Below are 21,515 nucleotides of genomic sequence, written 5' to 3'. Positions count from 1 at the left end.
TTAATGGGGAAGCTATTTATAAGCCTTTACGTGTATATTATTGCCTCTTTGTTTATTGCCAGTGGTGTTATAGAGCAGCTTTGGCCGTATGATGAATCTGAGCAACATGTTTTGTTAGATGATGAATTTGGGCAGTCATTATGGCTGCTCTCTCAAACGGCAGATGGTCTTGAACAGCTAAAGCATAATTTTGATAGTCAAGTTATCTCTCAGCAAGATTTAGTTCTCCCTCCTGAGCAGCAATTACAATTAGCTCAAAATAATTACCTTTACTTGTATGATAAGCAGCAACGTATTGTTTGGTATGTTACTTTAAATAATTCTCAGTTGTTACAAGTAGGTCCTGTAGGTGTCAAAGCTAAAAACACTGGGACCGTAATACCTTATTTATTGGTGCTATTTATTATTAGCTTACCGATAGGGTTATGGAGCTTATTGTTATGGCGAGACTTTGCTAAGCTCAGCCAAGCCTGTGAAGCCGTCGGAGGCGCGCAAGATTTTCAATTAAGCGACCGCTCTAAATCATTTTTTTTACCCATCACTGATACGTTGCAAGTAATGCAGCAGCGGATTGAGTTTTTATTGAGTGCTCAACAGGAACTGACCTCATCAGTGTCACATGAGTTTAGAACACCATTAGCGCGTTTGAAGTTTGCAATCGCGATGTTAGAGGATAAAACTCAGGACATCAAAGCACAGCACTATTTATCTGATATGCAAATGGATATTCATGAGCTGGAATCCTTGGTATCAGAAATGTTGGAATACGCTCGTTTAGATACACAGCAACCAAGCTTACAATTGGCTCCTTGTGATATCGTCGCATTAATTAAAGCCAATATCGAAAAAGTAAGTTTTGATACCCCTATTAAATTAACAACAACGCTACCGAGTCAATTCATTTACGTATGTGATAGTCATTTTATGTCGCGAGTGCTACAAAATTTAATTAGTAACGCACTAAAACATGCTACGCAAACTGTGCATATTAGTTTAACTGCCAACGCCGAAAAGTTATTTCTGGTTATTGAAGATGATGGCCCAGGTATTGCGGATGCTGAACGTGAGAAAGTGTTTAAACCTTTTACCCGTTTAGATAAAAGCCGTGATAAAAAAACCGGTGGGTTTGGATTAGGGCTAGCAATTGTAAATAAAATTATTAGCTGGCATAAAGGGCAGTGTAAGATTGAAGACTCACCACTGGGTGGAGTTAAGTTTATTATCACCCTCGACAACTAAATCCCAAACAATAAAAAAGCGCCATAAAGGCGCTTTTTTGCGGTTTAAAACCAAAAAATCAACAAGTAGCAAATAGATAGACAGACCATTTATAGAAAAGTTCTATTTTATTTACTATTTTTTTCTAGTAATGGCATCAGCATTTGCTCTAAGCCATTAAGCTTCACTTCGTACATCATAGCGAGCTGAGAGCCAAGCTTGCTATCAGGAAAGCCTTGTTGTTTAAACCACACTAAATATGGCTCAGGCAGCAAAAGTAAAGGGCGTCCCGCATACTTGCCAAATGGCATAATGGTGTTAATCGCTACTTTTAGTTGTTGAGGATCCATTACTGACATCTTTTATAAATAATGGGGATAAGTGTAAGGGATTTTAAGAAAATAAAATAGGCTGTAACGGGCAAGTAACAGCCTATTGATAGAGGGAGTAGGCCCTCTAATTTGAGAATCTTATTGGTCACTTAAAAGCAAGGGGTCCGTTATTTGTCTTTTATAAAACACAAACTTAGGTATTAGCTTTATTAAACCAACACAGACATTTTACCTGATTTTTTGACCAATAAAATACTCAGATGTAAAGGAATGTAAATGCAATCTATTTGCATCTAAGCCCGATTACGGAAACAAGGTTTGCTTTACATGCTCTGCAAAACCGCTACCAGCCTCTAAGTAAAAGTTATATGTAGAATCTATTCCCATATCTTCTAATTCTTTTTGCTGATCGGGGTAATTAGCAATGGCTGTTACTTGTCCTTTATAGCCTGATGCTTGTAATTGCTCTAAGGCAAAAATATTTTGCATATGTTTGGGCATAGTTAACATGACCATTTCGACATGAGAGTGATTAACACGCTGCCAAAAATCAGGGTCAGTTGCATCCGCAATTAATACTCTGCGTCCACGTTTAATATGTTTATCAACCACCTCAGGTTTAATATCAATACCTGCAACCACATCAGGGTGGGTTGCGTTTATTGTTTCATAGGCACCGGTGCCAATTCTACCCATACCAAAGATTACTATTTTCGTATCATTTAAGTTTACAGGAAGCTCTTCTGCTAAGCGGGTCTTGCTTTCAAACTTCAATAAGAGGCGTTCAATTTTAACGTACAGCTCGTTAGAGCGTTTATTTAAAGGGGAGGCAATCACAAATGTAATTGATACGGCAATCGCGATAACAGCGAGCCATTCAGAGGTAACCATGCCGCTAGATGCAGCAACGGCACAAACAATTAAGCCAAACTCACTAAAGTTAGCCAAACTAAATGCGGTGAGCAAAGAGGTACGAGCTCGCAGTTTAAATAAGTTAGTTAGTATGTAGTAAAGCAGCGTTTTAACAGGAATAACCAACACTAAAATTAAAGCAACGACTAAAGAGTGGGCAGTAAGCTCTGCGCTTAAACCAATACTTAAGAAAAAGCCAACCAGTAATATATCTTTAAGGCTAAGCAGCGATTTAGACAGCTCACCTGCTTTTTTGTGAGGGGCGAACATCATGCCAATGATCAATGCGCCTAAATCGCCTTTTAATCCTGCGAATTCAAAGGCATTGTACCCAGCTACCAATGCAAAGAAAAAGCCAAATAGCGGCAGTAACTCACCGTGTTTAGAGCGGTTTAAAACCCAGTACATAATTGGGCGAAACAAAGGTAGTGCAACAATTAACCCTAAGGCCCAAATGTTCGGTACTTTACCTGTACTGACCGCTAAGAATATGACTGCAAATATATCTTGCATAACCAAAATACCAATGGCTATTTTACCGTGCAAACTTGCCATTTCACCGCGTTCTTCAAGTACTTTTACAGCAAATACCGTACTCGAAAAACTTAAAGCAAAGCCGACTAACAATGCACTTTGCCAGCTTAAATCGACAAATAATGGCAGTGCAAATACACCAAGCAACAACATGAAGCCACTAAACAATGCGCTACTTAAAATGATGTGTATGGTGGCAGGAGCCCATACTTGAGGTTTTATAAGGTTAGCAATTTTTAGCTTGAGTCCAATACTAAAAAGTAGCAGTGTGACCCCTAAAGAGGCAATCGTTTCGAGTAGCTCCGTGCTTTTGTAACCCGCTAAATTAAGAATAAATCCGGCCATAAGAAAGCCGATAAGCGGCGGTAATTTTAGCTGATATATACCAAAACCGCAGACGAAGGCGGTAGCAAAATAAATTAGTTCCATAGTTATTAGTATCACTGCACTTGGCATTGTAGTGTAGCGAAAAACAATGCTTATTGACAATTAATCTACTTATTTACTACAGCTAATAGGCTGATTATGAGTATTTATCACCTGATATCTAAAACACCGTTATGCGTGTATAAAGTGACTATAAAGTACAAAAAACAGACATAAATGGTCGGTTTTATGGTAAACAGCATGTAAATAGCAGTTTTTCGCTGACAAGCGCTTTTAAATGTGGTTAAGATGCCATAACGAAGGAATTTAAGCGTAAGCAAACAAGTGTATGCTTAGCTTAAGGAGAAACTATGTTTAAAAAAATTTTAGCATCGGTAGGCATTGGTGCTGCCAAGGTAGATACCATTTTAGAAACCGAGCATCTTCAGCCAGGCCAACTATTCAATGCACAAATTGTTATTACTGCAGGTGATGTGAGTCAAGAAATTGCGGGTTTGGATTTAATGTTAGTTACCCGGGTAAAAGTGGCCAGTGAAGACGGTGATTACTTTACTAATCATGTTATTGATCAATGGCGCATAACTGACATTGGTACTGTTGAGCCTGGTGAAGTTAAAACTATCCCGTTTGAAGCCCGTTTGCATTCAGAAACACCAATTACTGAAATTAATGCCGGTTATAACCAGTCTTATGTGTGGTTAGAAACAGGGCTTGATATTGACCTTGCGCTTGATCCAACAGATAAAGACCATTTGCACATCTATCCGAATGAAGCAGTTAAAACCTGTATGCAAGCAATGGAGAAGCTAGGATTTAGTTTAGTTAAAGCAGATGTAGAGCAAGGCCATTTACGTGCTTCTACTTTTCAATCTGTGTCTGGGTGTTATCAAGAGCTTGAATATCAACCAAATAGTCGCAGCTTATTTGGCATAAAGGAAATTGAACTGTCGTTTATTCCTGAAGCGCATAAAACGCATGTACTGATTGAGTTAGACAGAGCATTTAGAAGTGACGGTTATGTCGATTTAACTATCGAGCATGATCATGTTAACTTATCTCAGTTATGTGATCAGTTAGAGCGATTATTTGCTTAATAAGATTATGGGGCCTTTTAGTAAGGCCCTGTAATAATAAAAGGTGTTTAAATGGCGTTTAAATGTGAGCCATTCTCTGCGCTCGACTCCCAAACCCTGTTTGCAATAATGCGTGAACGTGTTGACGTATTTGTTGTAGAACAAGCGTGTCCTTACCCCGAACTTGATGATGTGGATATTGCAGATGCTACTCGCCACTTGTATTCACTCAATAGGCAAACAGTAAATGCCTATGCTCGTTGTTATGAGAAAGATGCACATTATAGTGCGATAGGGCGCGTTTTAGTTGCTCAATCACAGCGCAGCTCTGGTTTAGGCAAAGAATTAGTTAGCCAGGCTATTACCTGTTGTAGAACTCAGTGGCCTACTCGTGATATTTATATAGGCGCACAAACCTACCTACTGAATTTTTATCGCTCATTTGGTTTTGAGTGTGTTGGGGAGGAGTACTTAGAAGATGGCATACCCCATCAAGATATGATTTTAAAGCAGTAGATAATTCTTAATAAATAAAGGCCCACATTAGTGGGCCTTTTTTGTTTTACTAGCTAAGTAAAGAATGTAAAAATACTAAGCTAATGGCGATAGGGCATACAAACTTAGTGTACCAAGGCCATATTTTCCAAAATAAGGTGTTATGTACTTCAGGGTTACCTTGCTGGATTGCTTTGAGCAGTGATGACCTATACCAGATCCATCCTACAAAAATACAACACATAAGTCCTAATAAAGGTTGCGCGACTTTAGTTGTTAAGGTGATCACTAAACCAAATAACGTGCCTAAGTTACACACTATGGTAATACTAACTATGGCAATTAAAGCACCTATTAACCATGTTGCTTGCACACGCTTCATTGCAAAGCGCTCTACAGTGTACGATACCGGCGCTTCAAGCATTGAAATTGACGAGGTTAGAGCGGCAATACTCATTAATGCAAAAAAAGCAAAGCCAACAAATAAACCCACACCACCCATGCCATCAAATAAGGCGGGTAAAACCTGAAATACTAAGGTGTCTTCTGAAAGCAGTTTACCTGTTGTTGACGAGAATATTTCAACACCTTGGGCTTGTGCAACATACATCGCGGGGATAATCAGTAAGCCTGCTACAAATGCGATGAATACATCAATAAGCGTAACATAAGCCCCCAAAGAGACGAGGTTTTCTTTTTTACTGATATATGAGCCATAGATAATCATTACACTGGTACCCAGTGACAATGAAAAGAAGGCCTGTCCTAGTGCACTGACTAATAAGGTGGGATCAAAAATAGAAGAAAAGTCAGGGACTAGGTAAGCTTTTAATCCCTCAACAGCGCCTTCTTGAGTCATTACATAGGCAATTAAGGCAAACAAAATACCGAGCAAAGCAGGCATTAAACGTTTTGACCATTTTTCAATACCATTTTCAACACCGCGGCTGATAATAGCAACGGTTAAAATAATAAATACCACAGTAAAAAGAATGTTACGTGTAAGTGACTGTTCACTTAACCAAGAAGATGCCGCATCTGCGCCTATGAGAGTAGTAACCGGCTCTAAAGTTGCACTTAACATCCAACCAGCAACAATCGCATAAAAGCTTAGTATAAAGCCTGCACATAAAATCCCGCCAAAGCCAACAGCAAATGCAAACTGCTTTTGCCAAGGTTTAGTGGTTAATTTTGTTAGTGAAGAAACCGCATTAGCTTGTCCATGACGACCTATCATCAGCTCTGCCATTAAAGCAGGATAGGCTAAAAAGAAGGCCAGTACTAAGTAAGCGACTAAAAAGGCAGCCCCGCCATTACTTGCTGTTTGTGTCGGGAAACCCCAAATATTACCAAGCCCAACAGCAGATCCTGCCGCAGCCATTATAAAACCAAAGCGGGAGCTAAACTCACCTCTTACTGCACTCATATTATTTTGCTTCTCTATTTTTTCGACGCCGTGACAATCTACTGGAATTGTAAAAAAATAAAAAGTGCTTATTTGACTTAGTCGCACAATTATTGCGTTTTATTTTCAGATATAAATAACACGTGCATTTTTTGATTATAAATAGCACGATTTCTTTAATTATATTGCGTTAGTTAGAACGGATGGTACTTGTTTAATTAATATCTAAACCGCGCAATCGTAAGTGTAAAGCAGGCCCCACCAAGGTGCTCACTTTTACTCACTTCTATTGAACCATGATGCCAATCGGCTACTTTGGCAACGATAGCCAATCCTAACCCGTAACTGTTGTCACTGCGATTACGGTGGCTGCGCTCACGGAAGAACGGGCTAAATACTTTTTGATTGTTTTCTTGAGCTATGCCTGGGCCATCATCGGCAATGCTGATCACTAGAGTGTGCTCTTGTAGCGAGGCGGTTACTTTAATGTGATGATGTGCAAAATCGCAGGCATTATTAATTAAGTTAGCGATCGCTCTTGCTAGCCAATGTAAGTCAGCAAAAATAGTATGATCATCACATTCTAAAGAAATATTAAGCGAACGTGCGGTTATTCTTGGTTCAAGCTGCAGCACAATGTCACTTAGATATTGTTTAAGGTTTGCTGATGAGTAAGTGAGTTTATTGGCATTTTGTTCCAAAGTAGCAAATGCTAAGTAGCTTTTTAACATTGACTCCATATGATCCAAATCGGTTTCCATACGGGTTAGGTAATGCTTTATTTTGCTCTCATCATGGCTATCAAGTGCAGCGTCAACACCAAAGCGTAAGCATGCTATTGGGGTTCTTATATCATGGGACAGGCTTGAGGCCATCAGTTTATTTTCAGCTACTAACTTTTCAATTTGGCTTGCCATGCGGTTAAAGGTCAGTTCCACATCTTTAATATAGGTAAAGCGAGAGGGCTTAATTCGGGCTTTAACATTACCGGATGCGAACTGTTTTGCCGCATCATTTAATACTGTAAGACGTTTTGCTAAAGGGGTAATAATAAAACCCATAAAAACACATAAGCCAGTATAAAATAACAAAGTTAAAATTATGTCGTTTCGCTGTGTGCTCTCGTAAGGCTTATCTAAACGCATGGTTAAATGGTAAGGGCTTAATGCATCATTAGTGTAGAGCATGTAAAAGCCTTGCTCGTCCTCGAGTATTAACCCGCCTTGAGTTTGCATTTTATCTAATAGCGCTGATGGTAATGCTAGCGACTGATTTAATTTGTAGTTAAGAGTCAGGTTAAAATCTTTGGCTAACTTAGTTACCTGTTCTGGTCGTGCCTGTGGCTTTATAGCTGTGAGCTGTTTACTTAACCCGACAATAATCTGGCTTTGTACACTAAACTCATCCAAAGGTGCATGTGCTTGTTGGCTAAATGCATCAATAAGCCAACCTAAAACAATAATTGAAAGCAGCGCACTGCCTAGTAGTGAAATATAAAACTTTTTCATTGATGCTATTCCATAATAGGCTGGGTGTATTGAAGTGACTTTTATTATTGTCGCGCTTATTATTTAAGCGCTCAGGCATTAAAACTTACCACGCTGTAGTCACAAACAAATAACCACGCCCCCAAATAGTTTTTATTTTTTCTGGTTTTTGCGGATCATCATTAAACTTTTTACGCAAAGCAGAAATAAGCACATCAACGCTTCTATCTAGGCCGTCATACTCCCTGCCTTTGGTTGCTTTAAACACCGCATCACGTGATACAACTTGCCCAGCGTTGCTCGCTAAATAATGCAGTAATAAATACTCTGCGCTTGAAATATTCACATCTTGCTGGTTGAGTGTAACGTTACGAGATTCGGTATTAATACTTAATTGACCAATATTGATCATGCTCTCTTGAGCATCAGTTTTAGGCGTGTCACTGCTGTAGCGTAAAGCCGACTTAATACGAGCAAGCAGTGCACGAGGGCGAACAGGTTTTATAATGTAATCTGTGGCACCGACTTCAAGCCCAATGACCTCATCCATTTCTTCATCTCGTGCGGTGAGCATAATTATAGGGGCTTGATAAAAGCTACGTAACTCACGGCATACACTGATACCATCAAGACCTGGTAACATAATATCGAGTAAAATAAGCTGTGGGTTTAAATGCTTTACTTGGCTTATAACTTCATCACCGCGATGACATACATGCACAATATAGCCTTGCTCAGTTAAATACTCAGTTACCCATTGTGCAAGAGAGATATCATCTTCAACCAGTAAAATAGTACCGTAATTATCCATAAGCTTTCTTCGTATACCTGAATGATGTTTATAGTGTGTGGCTAAAATAACCGCCAGCGCCGCTTTTTTTGTCTATTTTGATACACCCATTGTAGTTTAACTTCGCTTACAGCAATCACTTGTGATGTATTACTATCAAACAGCTCAAATGAAATGCTCTGGGTTGAATCAAAGGCGTAATTAAGTGAGCCTTGTCGCTGTTTAAGCCAGCACTGCATAATGTATTTTGAAGTCGCATCGCGTAAACAATAATTTCCTACCTCTGGTTGCTGCCACGATAAGACAACATCGGCATAACATTGACGCCCTTCACGTAAGGCTACACAGGTATCGGGAACAGCAGTAAGTTCACTGGGTGGTTGTGTAGTGGCTGCAAGCAAAGAGCCCGAATATGTAAACAACAAACAGTAAAAAAATCTAAAGTACATAACGCAGGCCTACCTTGGCTTTGTGTTGATATCCTTGGGAAATAATTGGGCTGTCATCAATTTCTTTTGAAAACCAAGTGGTTAACCAGCCTGCTAAAAATACCCAATCTTGATTGATGGGGTATTCGGCATGAAATTCAAACATAATACTGGTACTGGCATCGGTACTATAAATAGGGCGTGCTGCGTTTGCTTCATCGCTATCAATACCAAAGTAATAGTTTGTAAAATCAGCAGAGTAGGCACTTAAGCCAATACCGGAGCGAAACTCCCAATTGCGCCAAGGTTGAATATGGCTGAAAAACACATTGGCAACCCAACCATTATGAGCACCGCTTATATCATGTAAATATTCAAATGAAACTTGTGAGTTTTCAAATCGGCGTGTTAATCGAAGGCCGGTGTCAAAATCATAGTTACGCTTTTTTATACCACGCAGTGGATCAATTATTCCGTCGTTATAAAAGCCTAAACCTTGTTCATCAAAACCTGCTTGAATGTTGGTGCCTAATAAATCAAGACCCCAATCATATTTGTTAATTAAGCTATAGCCTAAAACAAGTCCACCGCTGAGCTGATTATGGTCAAAATCTAGATAAAAATTATCGTAAGAAACTGCAATACTCAAATCTAGTTCTGCACCAACATCATAGGAGTTCATGCCAACTAAATAAGAGTCTTCAATGTAATAACCTGCGCCAGCGCTCCAATCCCAGGCAAACCCAGTGGTGGGTTCCAAAGTGTTATCGGCATAGTAACGATTACTGGCGCTGCTTTGGGCACTAAAAATAGCGGCAACTAATAAGGCCGCACAACCAAAAGACTGTTTAAGAGAAGTATACGTCATCCTTGGAACCTTAATTAGAGTTTGCTAAAGAGGCTAGGGTCTGTTGACCTTTGCGGATTAAAATTTGTTCAAACTAGGGGCGGTTTAATCGCGGCGCGAAGTTTGTAACCTAGTGGGCTAAGTAAAAACCGAGCAACAAAGAGTAAATCGCCCCTAGGCAGAACCCTTCGGGCAGCGTCTGTTTGGCATTGATGCTGCGTTATCGCCTATTTATGGGGAGCAACCACACCACAAAGACTCTGCCTTGTCTAAATACCAAACAGAGTGCTGCAAATTTAACCTTGAAAGGTCAACAGACCCTAGTATATTGTCAAACTCTTAGCTAAATCTGTAAAAAAATGTAGCGGTCGTCCTAACAACTACTGAACTTTAATTTTATCAATAAGAATACTGCTTAAGTAAAATTGCATCATAGGTGTTAGAGCACTTATTTCGGTGCGTGTACATGGCCCATTTAATTTAGTTAAACGACTTAATTTTGTAATGGTTTTATACGCAGGGGCCGTTACTTCATTATTAAGCTCAGCTCGTTTTAGGCGAGCCTGTTCGGTGTTGTGCTTATGTATAAATGCAACAACTTCTAGCTCATTAGTGATCTTCTTTTCTTCGCTAAAGCTATAAACAAGGGGTTCACGATGGAAGCTTGCACTATCAATTGATGATTTAGCAAACCACACCACATCGCCCGATGCTTTGTGAGTAAGTCGCATACTAACTTGGGCTAATATATTGGCGCATTGTTGGGACGGAAATTGCTGGGCTACTTTTGAAAATAATGAATATGGTTTTTCTGGTTGCGCTAGGGTGTACTTAGCGTCATCTATAAATTCAAGATCAACTTGATGAATTGCTAACGTATAATCGCTATTCTCGCTAGTGGTCACCTTAAGCTGTTTATCAATTAAGGCTTGGCTTATTTGAGAGACCAAAGTGTCGGTAACACTTGCACGGTCTACGATTACTCTAACAGTTTGATTTTTTTTCACGTTGTGGGCGGGTAATTGCACCGACTTCACTTTTGGTGAAGCATGCTCAGCTTCATACTTTAACTGGTAAGTTTGGCTCTTGAGCATAGGCTTTGCAGGCATAACTAAAGGTTCTGCGGGTTGTTTAACGACAGCACAACCTGACGCTGATATTATAAAAAGTGATACAACTAAAAAACGCATAAATATTTTACATCCACTCAAAAGCCATTAATCGGACATATTGTACGTTAGTCCGAGTAAAAGTTCATGATATTATAACGGTTGATTATGACTAAAAAAGAAAAATTAGCTAAGAATGAAGTATTTTAACACCTTACCCTTTTACTTTTTTGCCGTGCTCCTTATCGGGACGCATTTACAGGCGAGCGCAAGCACAGATCCTGATTGGGAAGCATTTGTTAAAAGTTATGGACGCTATACAGAAAAAAAACTAAAAATAAAAAAAATCCCAGGAGGGGCGCTATCCATTGTCAACTCACAAGCGCGTGACTACATCCATACTATGGGTAATACAAAGGTGCGCGGTGGGCAAAAAATCAACCCGCACACTCGATTTCGTTTAGCCTCCGTATCGAAAACATTTGCAGGGTCGTTAGCGGCTAAACTCGCAAATGAACAGCGGCTCAATCTTTATTTACCTGTTAGTTATTATTTACCGGATTTTAAGCAAACTGGCTATAAAGATGATTTAAAAGTTTTTCATATTTTAAGCCATTCTAGTGGTCTAGTGCCTAACGCTTACGATAATTTAATCGAATCGCGGATGGGTTATAAGGACATTGTTGAAAAACTATTGAGTGTTAAACCCATTTGTGACCCTGGTGATTGCTATGGCTATCAAAATGTAATGTTTAGCTTAATAGACGACGTAATTTTAAAAAGTACCAACAAAACCTATACCCAGTGGCTTAATGAGGCGTTTTTTACTCCCCTAGAAATGAATGATGCTAGTTTGGGTTACGATGCCATGGTGCAGGATAATAACTATGCACACCCTCACGTGCGTGGAAAAAAACGTTGGTATAGCGCCCGCTTAAAAAAGAATTATTATAAAGTTGCACCCGCGGCAGGGGTAAACGCCAGTGCGTCAGATATGGCTATTTGGTTAAATGCGCAATTAGGGCAATATCCATCGGTATTATCCTTAGATGCATTGGCCACGCAAACACGCCCTTATACTCATACTAAAAAAGAACGCTACAGACGAGTATGGCGAGAGCACATGAACGAAGCCTACTATGGGCTAGGCTGGCGTGTGTATGACTATGATGATGAAACGCTTTATTATCACAGTGGTTGGGTGCAAGGCTACCGCAGTGACTTAGTGGTTTTTCCGCACTTAAATGTAGGGTTTAGTTTAATTTTAAATGCAGAAACTGGGCTCATTAATGAGCTTACTACGGAGTTCATAGACCGTTTATTGGCATACAAACGAGGTAAAAAACAATGAGTACATTGATAAAATCAGCATGGGCAGTATTACTATTACTGCTGTGCCACCCTGCTTTTTCTGCGCCTGAACAGCTTTATTTGTTTCGTCATAGTGAAAAACAAACAGGCAATGATCCATTTTTAACAGAGCGAGGGCAAGTACGTGCTGAGCATTTGGTTTCGCTAGTTAAAGCCCATCCAGACATTACGTTATACAGTAGTAACTATAACCGAACATTAAGTACTGCAGCGCCTTTAGCTAGGTATTTTAATGTTAAAGTTATAACTTATAATGCTGCTGATTTAACGACATTGAAAAATCAGTTGTTAGCACAAAATGGTGTTGTGGTGGTTGTAGGGCATAGTAATACCACACCGCAATTGGCTTCGTTATTGAGTAACCAAACTATTGAAAATATGAATGAGGGGCAGTTCGGGCACTATTATTTGCTGAGTAAGTTTGAGGATGGTAACTACAGAGCAAAGTTGCGAATAATGGATTTTTAATTATATATAAAAAAACCAGCCACGGCTGGTTTTTGTATCATTTATAACGGATTGTTAGCCGCGAGGTAACTGAATTTTTTTCTCAGGGCTTTGACGGTAAAGCACAATCGTATGGCCGATTGTTTGTAGTTTGGTAGCTCCTGTTTCGCGAACTATGGCATCAAAAATAAGCTTTTTTGTTTCACGATCGTCAGTTGGCACTTTCACTTTAATTAATTCGTGAATTTCTAGTGCGCTTTGGATTTCAACTACTACGCCTTCGGTTAAACCGTTAGAACCTAGTAAAACTACAGGCTTAAGGCTATGTGCCTGACCTTTTAAAAACTGCTTTTGTTTGTTTGATAATGTCATGATATTACAAATTTTGCTGAATATGGCTTGAATTAAGGGTATTCTAACGCCATCTAGAGAATATTACTAATTAGTTGCGTGTTAATTTATGACAAATAAAAAACAGTCAGCCAGTTCACAGCGTTGGCTTAAAGAACATTTTGATGATAAATATGTTCAAGAAGCGCAAAAAAAAGGCTGGCGCTCTCGAGCTGTTTTCAAATTAGACGAAATCCAAAACAGAGATAAGTTATTGCGTCCAGCAATGACAGTGGTTGATTTAGGCGCAGCCCCAGGGAGTTGGTCACAATACTTAGCAGAAAAAGTAGGTGACAAAGGCCAAGTGGTTGCGTGTGATATTTTACCTATGGATTCATTAGCGGGTGTTGACTTTTTACAAGGTGACTTTCGTGAAGAGGCCGTACTTGATGCATTGTTAAAACGCATTGATGGTAAAAATGTAGATGTGGTATTGTCTGATATGGCACCTAACATGAGTGGTAATAACTCGGTTGATCAGGCGGGGAGCATGTACTTGGTTGAGCTTGCACTTGATATGTGCCACCAAGTTTTAAAGAAAAATGGCGCGTTTATTGTTAAAGTATTCCAAGGTGAAGGCTTTGATCAATATTTGCAAGATGTACGTAATAGTTTTAAAGCAGTGAAGATACGTAAACCGGATGCCTCGCGTCCCCGTTCTCGGGAAGTATATATAGTAGCGACTGGATACAAACTGTAGTACAGTTGCTTGGCGTTTAGTTGAATTTAAATTAATTGGATACAAGAGGTTAACCCCTTGAGCGATATGGCGAAAAATCTAATACTCTGGCTGGTTATTGCAGTTGTGCTTATGTCAGTATTTCAGAGCTTTAATGGCGGCGATCAAGTTGATCGTCAAACAAGTTACAGTCAATTTGTTAAAGATGCCCGCAGTGGCTCTATACAAGAAGTGTCTATTGAAAGTGGCAGTGGCACAATTACTGGCATAAAAAATAGCGGCGAGCGTTTTCAAACGATTATGCCGATCTATGATAAAGATATTTTAAATGATTTGTTAAAAAGCGATGTAAATGTCAAAGGTGTAAAACCTGAGGAACAATCGTTTTTAGCAAGTATTTTCATTTCTTGGTTCCCTATGATTCTGCTAATTGGTGTGTGGATTTTCTTCATGCGTCAGATGCAAGGTGGCGGTGGCAAAGGCGCCATGTCATTTGGTAAGAGTAAAGCCCGCTTAATGAGTGAAGATCAAGTCAAAACGACTTTTGCTGATGTAGCTGGCTGTGATGAAGCCAAAGACGATGTAACCGAGCTGGTGGACTTTTTACGCGACCCATCTAAATTCCAAAAATTAGGTGGCAGTATTCCTAAGGGCGTACTTATGGTCGGTCCTCCTGGTACAGGTAAAACATTACTTGCTAAGGCGGTTGCCGGTGAAGCAAAAGTGCCATTCTTTACTATTTCAGGTTCTGATTTTGTTGAAATGTTTGTGGGTGTAGGTGCATCACGTGTACGTGACATGTTCGAACAAGCTAAAAAAGCAGCGCCCTGTATCATCTTCATCGATGAAATCGATGCAGTAGGACGTAAACGTGGCGCAGGTATGGGTGGCGGTCACGATGAACGTGAGCAAACGCTTAACCAAATGCTAGTTGAGATGGATGGCTTCGAAGGCAATGAAGGTATTATTGTTATTGCTGCGACTAACCGTCCGGATGTTTTAGACCCAGCATTACTTCGCCCTGGCCGTTTTGATCGCCAAGTTGTGGTTGGTTTACCAGATATTCGTGGTCGTGAACAAATTCTAAAAGTACATATGCGTAAAGTACCTTTAGGTGATAACGTTGAAGCGGCAGTGATTGCTCGTGGTACACCTGGTTTCTCAGGTGCAGATCTTGCTAACTTAGTGAATGAAGCGGCTCTTTATGCAGCACGTGGTAATAAACGTGTTGTTAGTATGGCTGAATTTGACGCTGCAAAAGATAAAATCATGATGGGTGCTGAACGCAAGACCATGGTGATGAGCGAGCAAGAAAAAGAAATGACAGCTTATCATGAAGCAGGTCATGCCATTGTTGGGCGTATGGTTCCAGAGCACGATCCTGTTTATAAAGTATCTATTATTCCACGTGGCCGTGCGCTAGGTGTGACGATGTATTTACCAGAGCAAGACCGTGTTAGTCATTCAAAAGAGTTACTTGAGTCTATGATCTCTAGTCTTTATGGTGGCCGTATTGCTGAAGCCATTATTTATGGTGAAGACAAAGTAACTACCGGTGCAAGTAACGATATCGAACGTGCAACTGACATTGCTCGCAAAATGGTTACACAATGGGGGTTAAGTGAAAAGCTAGGCCCATTACTTTATGCTGAAGATCAAAATGAAATGTACATGGGTGGCGGCGGTGGTCGTTCTATGAGCATGTCGGATGAAACAGCAAAAGTAATTGATGCAGAAGTACGCTTGTTTTCAGACCGCAACTATCAACGTGCAGAATCAATATTGAAAGAAAACATTGATATTTTGCATGCCATGAAAGACGCACTGATGAAGTATGAAACCATCGATGCCAAACAAATTGATGACTTAATGGCGCGTCAGCCAGTACGTGAACCACGTGATGCGCATGACCGACATGAAGCTAAATCAGAAAAAGAAGATGTTTCTAAAGATAAAGCTGTTGATGAAATACAAAAACCAACTAGCGAATCTAAAAACGACGACTCTAAAAAAGATGAATCTAAAAAAGATGAAACAAACCTTGATGATAAAGCTGAATAATCGTTAAAATAACAAATCCAAAAGCCCCGAATTTCGGGGCTTTTTTGTATCAGTTTGCTGTAATTAACTCAAATTACACTTAACAAACACATATTAAGGTTAGCGATGAATAATAAAATTAACCTTGCACGTGGTCGAGCGCTTGATCTCAGCGAACCCATTATTATGGGAATAGTAAACGTTACCCCTGATTCATTTTCAGATGGTGGCCAGTTTTTTAATATTACAGCTGCACTCAAACATGCAATGCAATTACTTGATGACGGCGCGACTATTTTAGATATCGGCGGTGAATCAACACGTCCAGGAGCGCCGGATGTCACTCTTGAAGATGAACTGCAGCGCGTTATTCCGATTATTAAGGCTATACGTGAGCAAAGTGATTGCGTTATTTCAATCGATACCAGTAAATCCGAAGTCATGCGTCAAGCCATTGAAGCTGGTGCGGATATTGTTAATGATGTGCGAGCATTACAAGAACCTAGTGCATTAGAGGTGGTTGCTCAGTATCCTGACGTGGTCGTGTGCTTAATGCATATGCAAGGACAACCGCGAAGTATGCAAAACGACCCTCACTATAATGATTTAGCAAGCGAGATAAATGACTTTTTTAACCAGCGCATCGCTGCATGCGAAACTGCTGGTATAAGACAAAGCCAATTAATATTAGACCCTGGTTTTGGCTTTGGAAAAACACTTAAACACAATTATCAAATATTGTCTCAATTTAATGACTTTGCCCAGTTTGGCTTACCGCTGCTGGCGGGTTTATCACGTAAGTCAATGATTGGTAATTTACTCAACAGAGATACAGAAAATAGATTAGCTGGTAGTTTAGCTGGCGCATTAATAGCAGCACAAAACGGTGCGCATATTATTCGTGTGCATGATGTAAAAGAAACCGCAGACGTGCTTGGCGTATATCAAGCCTGCAAACAAGGAGTACTTTAATGCAAGAAAGAAAATATTTTGGCACAGACGGTGTGCGTGGTCTAGTTGGGCAAGGGCCTATTAATCCAGAATTTGCAATGAAATTAGGCTGGGCTGCAGGGCGCGTATTATCACAACATGGCACAAAAAAAGTCATTATTGGTAAAGATACTCGTATTTCTGGTTATATGCTTGAAACTGCATTGGAGTCTGGTTTAATTGCAGCCGGTATTGATGTTATTTTGCTTGGTCCTATGCCAACGCCTGCCGTTGCATATTTAGCGCAAACGTTTCGCGCAGAAGCGGGTATTGTGATTAGCGCATCTCATAATCCTTATTACGATAACGGCATTAAGTTTTTTAATGGCCAAGGCTTAAAACTAGATGATGTTGTAGAGCTGCAAATAGAATCCATGCTTGATGAACCAATGACATGTGTTGCCTCTGATAAGCTAGGTAAAGCAACACGCCTATCAAGCGCTGATGGCCGCTATATTGAATTTTGTAAAAGTCAGTTTCCACAAGGTTTATCACTTGAGGGGCTAAAAATAGTCCTAGATTGTGCCAACGGTGCAACGTATCACATAGCGCCTTCAGTTATGCGAGAGCTAGGCGCTGAGGTGATAACCCATGCATGTGAGCCTAATGGGGTAAATATTAACCATGAATGTGGCGCAACTCACGTAGATACACTAAAGCGTAAAGTACTTGAGCATAAAGCGGATGTAGGTATTGCCTATGATGGCGATGGCGACCGTGTAATGATGGTAGACCACAATGGCCGCGTATTTGATGGTGATGATTTAGTTTACATTATTGCCTGCCAAGCTGCCCAAGATGACAACTTAGGAGGGGGGGTTGTTGGTACTGTCATGTCTAATATGGGTCTTGAAAATGCCTTAAAAGCAAAAAATATTGCTTTTGCTCGTAGCAAAGTGGGTGACCGTTATGTGATGGAACTACTGCAGCAAAAAGGTTGGAAAATTGGTGGTGAGAGCTCAGGCCATGTTTTAAATTTAGACTTAATTAGCACTGGCGATGGCATTATTTCAAGCTTACAAGTGCTTGCTGCTATGGTGGCTCAAAACCGTACACTTCAAGATTTAGGCGCTGGATTTACTAAGTACCCAATGAAAATGATTAACGTGCGATACACTGCCGGTACCGATCCAACTCAAGCACCAGAAGTACTTGCTGCAGTAGCTGAAGTAGAGCAAAGCTTAGCAGATAAAGGCCGTGTATTACTTCGTAAGTCAGGTACTGAACCTGTTGTACGAGTGATGGTTGAAGCAGAACAAGAAAAAATAGTTATCGATAGCGCACAAAAAATAGCAGCGGTTGTCGAATCTATGAGCAAACAAACTGATTGATAACAATAACCTCTTGTAACTTTGGGCGAGTCGAGTTAATATCTCGCCCGCTTTCTAATGTGGAGTGGAAAAATGGCAACACGCAAGGCGATGGTCGCGGGCAACTGGAAAATGAATGGTTCATTAGAACTTGTTGAACAACTGTCTGATGCTATTAACGATGTTAAATCTTCTGAAGTAAGCATTGTTTTATTTCCTCCGTTTCCACTGATATCAGCAATGGTCGCCAGTGGTGTAACTACTGGGACACAAACTGTTTCAGAGAATACGCCAGGTGCCTTTACTGGTGAAGTAGATGCCCAGCTAATTAAGCAATTAGGTGCAACATATGTACTGGTTGGTCACTCAGAACGCCGCAGTATATATAAAGAAAGCAACGACACCGTAGCGGCAAAATTTGCTCGCGCACAACAAGTAGGTTTAACGCCTATTTTATGTGTTGGAGAGAGCGAAATAGAGCAAGAAAACGGGCAAACAGAACAGGTAGTTGCTGCGCAGATTGACGCAGTAATTAATAAATTAGGTGTAGCAGCACTGAAAGAATCTGTGATAGCATATGAGCCCGTTTGGGCTATAGGCACAGGTAAGACTGCATCGCCTGAACAGGCACAAAGTGTTCACAAATTTATCCGTGACAAGATTGCTTCACTAGACAGCGATTTAGCACAAGGGCTAACCATCTTATATGGTGGTAGCGTTAATGAAAAAAATAGCGAATTATTATTTGCACAAACAGATATAGACGGCGGCCTAATTGGTGGCGCCAGTTTAAAAGCAGAATCATTCACTGCTATCTGCAATAGTGCAAAAGGGACCGTATAAGATGTACGAAATTTTATTAGTAGTGTATTTAATTGTAGCGTTAGCGCTTGTTGGTATGGTTTTGATCCAGCAAGGTAAAGGCGCTGACATGGGCTCATCATTTGGTGCAGGCGCATCGTCTACTGTTTTTGGTTCTTCAGGAGCCGGTAACTTTATGACGAAAACGACAACAACTTTAGCAACGATCTTCTTCGTGTTAAGTATTGTTTTAGGTAACTTAACTGCCGGTCAAATCAAAAAGACTGACGAGTGGGAAAACTTAGAAGCGGCTCCAGCTGTTGAAACTGTGACGCCAGTTGAAGAAGATGTTCCGGTAACATCTACAAAAGAGCAAAGCTCTGACGTACCAAATTAATTTAGTTTAAATTGTTAAGTCGCTCTCTTTCCTCAAGTTAGCTTTAAGACTTAACGCTAAGCAATAGCTTAAAAAATGCGGATGTGGTGGAATTGGTAGACACGCTACCTTGAGGGGGTAGTGCTTTCGGGCGTGGGGGTTCAAGTCCCCCCATCCGCACCAAATATAAAAACCAGTAACAGCAATGTTACTGGTTTTTTTGTGTCTGAAATTTAAAATATTAAACAACTCTTTTTGGATTAATGTTGAACATTGAGTAGAACACTCTATATTTCAATTGTTGGTGTTTATAAAAGAATATTGTTGTATATTTAATTTTATGTACAAAAAACGTCGAAAGTTAAAAATAAAGTTAACATTTTTCTATATTAAGCCGATAATAACTATAGATAATTAAACGGGGTAAATTAATATGGCTTCAGGTTTCTCTTTTAAAAACCTCAGCATTACTAAAAAAATACATGCAATTACATCTATAGCGATAATCGCATTCTTAGTAATTGTTTTGGTTAATTACTTTGCTATGAACGAAAATCGCATATCACTTGATGAAATGGAGAAATCTTCTTATAAAGTAGCTAAATTAACCTTGGCCAACGTAAGCATTTTAGAAAAGTTAGATGAGTTATACACTCAGGCTGTAACCTTTGGCGAGCAAGAGTTAGTAACAAAAGCGAGTGAAACTTATCAGCGGCTCATTTTGAATTTGGACGCAATAGAAACAATTAATGGATCATATATTGATAGCGACACAAAAACGCGGCTGAAAAATTATGAAAAGATATCTGCAACTATCGCTAATGGCATGGTTAATGGCACGGCTGATTTTAGTAAAATACAACAACAGGCGCAGCTTAAAACAAGCCTTTTCGAGGCGGTTTTAACCAGCTTTAAAAACGCACAACAAAAAGCAGATGATCGCTTTTTCCAGCTAGTTGCCAATACAAAAGCACGATCAGATGATGCGCTTAATCTAATGTTAGTTGTGGCGGTTGTATCATTAGTATTGCTTTTGCTTATGGCTATTTGGATTGCACGTAATATTGGTTCATCAGCCAGTGATGCTGCTAATAACCTAAGTCTTTTAGCAAGTGGTAAAGGATCATTAAGCACCAAGCTTGCTGTTAACTCAGAGGACGAGATTGGTCAGGTATCTATAAACTTTAATGCTTTTATTAGTCTGCTGAGAGAAACCGTTTTAGAAGTTATCGCGGTATGTGAACCGCTAATGGAAAATTCAACCCGTCTTGTGCAAGGGATGGAGCGAGCAGAGCGAGCAACCACTAAACAAACCACCGATGCAGATGTTGTTAAGCAGTCGATGGAAGAGATGAAGCAAAGCGTTGGCGATATTTCACAATCAGCAGCGAGCGCATCTAATGCTGTGCAAACAGCAGAAAAAGAAGTAGATCAAAGTCGTGTACAAGTCAAAATGTCAGTTAATGCGTCGCGTACGTTAAGCGATGAAATTAATATAGCGGCCAACACCATTAATAAATTAGCCGATGACACTAAAAATGTATCGCAAATACTCAATGTAATTACCTCCATTGCCGAACAAACAAACTTGTTGGCGTTAAATGCTGCAATTGAAGCTGCGCGTGCAGGTGAGCATGGTCGTGGCTTTGCTGTGGTAGCAGATGAGGTCCGCGAGCTTGCATCACGCACAGCACAGTCAACTAATGAAATTCGTGAGTTACTAAGTACATTAAGTGTGGCTGCCAATGAGTCAGTAACGGCTATGACTTCTGCAAGAGACATGGCCACAGATAATGCCAGTGCAGCAGAGCAAACCGGTGTCTCGATTGAAAAAATAGCAGAGCAAATACTAGAAATTAATGGGATGAATTCGCAGATTGCAGCAGCAACTGAAGAGCAAACCTCTGTGGCCGCGATGGTAGTAGACAACGTATCGAATATGCATGTTTCATTTGAAGATACGATGAGTTCACTCAAAGCGGTAAGAGATGTGGCAAAAAACTTACATTACCTTTCAGATAATCTATTAGATGCAACTGCTAAGTTTAAAATTGAGTAGTCGTTAAGGCGAAACTTTAAGGTTTTATGACGGTT

At 40.0% G+C, this 21,515-nt stretch carries 21 protein-coding genes and 1 tRNA gene; 13 read left to right on the top strand and 9 right to left on the bottom strand.

The genetic code is table 11. From position 1 onward, the window contains the following. The first annotated feature begins 3 nt into the window (after positions 1-3). Positions 4-1,239 (top strand): ATP-binding protein, encoded by a 1,236-nt coding sequence (locus FLM54_RS11015; RefSeq protein WP_138605357.1) that lies wholly within the window; start codon positions 4-6, stop codon positions 1,237-1,239. A 107-nt stretch (positions 1,240-1,346) separates the two neighbouring features. On the opposite strand, the gene FLM54_RS11010 is transcribed toward FLM54_RS11015, so the two are convergent. After that, positions 1,347-1,568: a DUF3820 family protein gene (locus tag FLM54_RS11010; RefSeq protein WP_010387988.1), complete on the bottom strand. Its 222-nt coding sequence runs from the start codon at positions 1,566-1,568 to the stop codon at positions 1,347-1,349. A 285-nt stretch (positions 1,569-1,853) separates the two neighbouring features. Further along, complete coding sequence (locus FLM54_RS11005; RefSeq protein WP_010387989.1) at positions 1,854-3,425, bottom strand: cation:proton antiporter family protein; 1,572 nt, start codon at positions 3,423-3,425, stop codon at positions 1,854-1,856. 308 nt (positions 3,426-3,733) lie between these two features. On the opposite strand from FLM54_RS11005, the gene FLM54_RS11000 reads away from it, so the two are divergent. After that, on the top strand, positions 3,734-4,477 hold the full coding sequence (locus FLM54_RS11000) for a sporulation protein (protein ID WP_008109135.1): 744 nt from the start codon (positions 3,734-3,736) through the stop codon (positions 4,475-4,477). A 51-nt stretch (positions 4,478-4,528) separates the two neighbouring features. Next, on the top strand, positions 4,529-4,972 hold the full coding sequence (locus tag FLM54_RS10995; RefSeq protein WP_178956391.1) for a GNAT family N-acetyltransferase: 444 nt from the start codon (positions 4,529-4,531) through the stop codon (positions 4,970-4,972). Positions 4,973-5,021: 49 nt separating this feature from the next. Here FLM54_RS10995 and FLM54_RS10990 read toward each other — a convergent pair whose 3' ends face one another. From FLM54_RS10990 to FLM54_RS10965, 6 genes are all read right to left on the bottom strand, one after another. Next, entirely contained in the window at positions 5,022-6,377 is a 1,356-nt protein-coding gene (locus FLM54_RS10990; RefSeq protein ID WP_010387992.1) for a sodium-dependent transporter, read from the bottom strand. A 197-nt stretch (positions 6,378-6,574) separates the two neighbouring features. Continuing rightward, positions 6,575-7,864: an ATP-binding protein gene (locus FLM54_RS10985; RefSeq protein WP_138605365.1), complete on the bottom strand. Its 1,290-nt coding sequence runs from the start codon at positions 7,862-7,864 to the stop codon at positions 6,575-6,577. A gap of 85 nt (positions 7,865-7,949) precedes the next feature. Further along, positions 7,950-8,654, bottom strand: a complete 705-nt coding sequence (locus FLM54_RS10980; RefSeq protein ID WP_054201686.1) for a response regulator transcription factor — start codon at positions 8,652-8,654, stop codon at positions 7,950-7,952. A gap of 41 nt (positions 8,655-8,695) precedes the next feature. Next, on the bottom strand, positions 8,696-9,082 hold the full coding sequence (locus FLM54_RS10975; protein WP_010387996.1) for a DUF3019 domain-containing protein: 387 nt from the start codon (positions 9,080-9,082) through the stop codon (positions 8,696-8,698). Beyond that, positions 9,072-9,929, bottom strand: coding sequence for a MipA/OmpV family protein (locus FLM54_RS10970; protein ID WP_138605367.1), 858 nt, complete (start codon positions 9,927-9,929; stop codon positions 9,072-9,074). The genes FLM54_RS10975 and FLM54_RS10970 overlap by 11 nt, the downstream gene beginning before the upstream one ends. Positions 9,930-10,288: 359 nt before the next feature. Beyond that, a complete protein-coding gene (locus FLM54_RS10965) occupies positions 10,289-11,098 on the bottom strand; it encodes a hypothetical protein (RefSeq protein WP_138608286.1) in 810 nt (269 codons plus the stop codon). A gap of 115 nt (positions 11,099-11,213) precedes the next feature. Between FLM54_RS10965 and FLM54_RS10960 the strand changes: the two genes are divergently transcribed. Both FLM54_RS10960 and FLM54_RS10955 read left to right on the top strand, forming a co-directional pair. Next, a complete protein-coding gene (locus FLM54_RS10960) occupies positions 11,214-12,368 on the top strand; it encodes a serine hydrolase domain-containing protein (RefSeq protein ID WP_178956390.1) in 1,155 nt (384 codons plus the stop codon). Then, the gene (locus FLM54_RS10955; protein ID WP_178956389.1) at positions 12,365-12,856 is read left to right on the top strand and encodes a SixA phosphatase family protein; all 492 of its coding nucleotides are present in this window, start codon (positions 12,365-12,367) and stop codon (positions 12,854-12,856) included. Before FLM54_RS10960 ends, FLM54_RS10955 begins: the two co-directional genes overlap by 4 nt. A 54-nt stretch (positions 12,857-12,910) precedes the next feature. Here FLM54_RS10955 and yhbY read toward each other — a convergent pair whose 3' ends face one another. After that, positions 12,911-13,207 (bottom strand): ribosome assembly RNA-binding protein YhbY, encoded by a 297-nt coding sequence (gene yhbY, locus FLM54_RS10950; RefSeq protein ID WP_008112687.1) that lies wholly within the window; start codon positions 13,205-13,207, stop codon positions 12,911-12,913. Positions 13,208-13,295: 88 nt separating this feature from the next. Between yhbY and rlmE the strand changes: the two genes are divergently transcribed. From rlmE to FLM54_RS10910, 8 genes are all read left to right on the top strand, one after another. Continuing rightward, positions 13,296-13,925 carry a 23S rRNA (uridine(2552)-2'-O)-methyltransferase RlmE gene (gene rlmE, locus FLM54_RS10945; RefSeq protein ID WP_010388002.1) on the top strand — a complete coding sequence of 210 codons (630 nt, stop codon included), beginning with the start codon at positions 13,296-13,298 and terminating at the stop codon, positions 13,923-13,925. Between the two features lie 66 nt (positions 13,926-13,991). Further along, on the top strand, positions 13,992-15,965 hold the full coding sequence (ftsH, locus tag FLM54_RS10940) for an ATP-dependent zinc metalloprotease FtsH (RefSeq protein ID WP_256729743.1): 1,974 nt from the start codon (positions 13,992-13,994) through the stop codon (positions 15,963-15,965). A gap of 105 nt (positions 15,966-16,070) precedes the next feature. Next, entirely contained in the window at positions 16,071-16,916 is an 846-nt protein-coding gene (gene folP, locus FLM54_RS10935; RefSeq protein WP_178956387.1) for a dihydropteroate synthase, read from the top strand. Beyond that, positions 16,916-18,265: a phosphoglucosamine mutase gene (glmM, locus tag FLM54_RS10930; protein WP_178956386.1), complete on the top strand. Its 1,350-nt coding sequence runs from the start codon at positions 16,916-16,918 to the stop codon at positions 18,263-18,265. Before folP ends, glmM begins: the two co-directional genes overlap by 1 nt. A gap of 72 nt (positions 18,266-18,337) precedes the next feature. After that, positions 18,338-19,087, top strand: coding sequence for a triose-phosphate isomerase (gene tpiA / locus FLM54_RS10925; protein ID WP_178956385.1), 750 nt, complete (start codon positions 18,338-18,340; stop codon positions 19,085-19,087). A gap of 1 nt (position 19,088) precedes the next feature. Then, complete coding sequence (gene secG / locus FLM54_RS10920; protein WP_010388009.1) at positions 19,089-19,442, top strand: preprotein translocase subunit SecG; 354 nt, start codon at positions 19,089-19,091, stop codon at positions 19,440-19,442. Between the two features lie 77 nt (positions 19,443-19,519). Then, a tRNA-Leu gene (locus FLM54_RS10915) sits at positions 19,520-19,604 on the top strand. A gap of 250 nt (positions 19,605-19,854) precedes the next feature. Then, positions 19,855-21,480 carry a methyl-accepting chemotaxis protein gene (locus tag FLM54_RS10910; protein ID WP_024602066.1) on the top strand — a complete coding sequence of 542 codons (1,626 nt, stop codon included), beginning with the start codon at positions 19,855-19,857 and terminating at the stop codon, positions 21,478-21,480. The last annotated feature ends 35 nt before the right edge of the window (positions 21,481-21,515 follow it).

The organism is Pseudoalteromonas sp. Scap25 (assembly GCF_013394125.1).
Taxonomy (GTDB): domain Bacteria; phylum Pseudomonadota; class Gammaproteobacteria; order Enterobacterales; family Alteromonadaceae; genus Pseudoalteromonas.
Note: the sequence above shows the minus strand (reverse complement) of the source record. Positions and strands in the feature narration are given on the sequence as shown.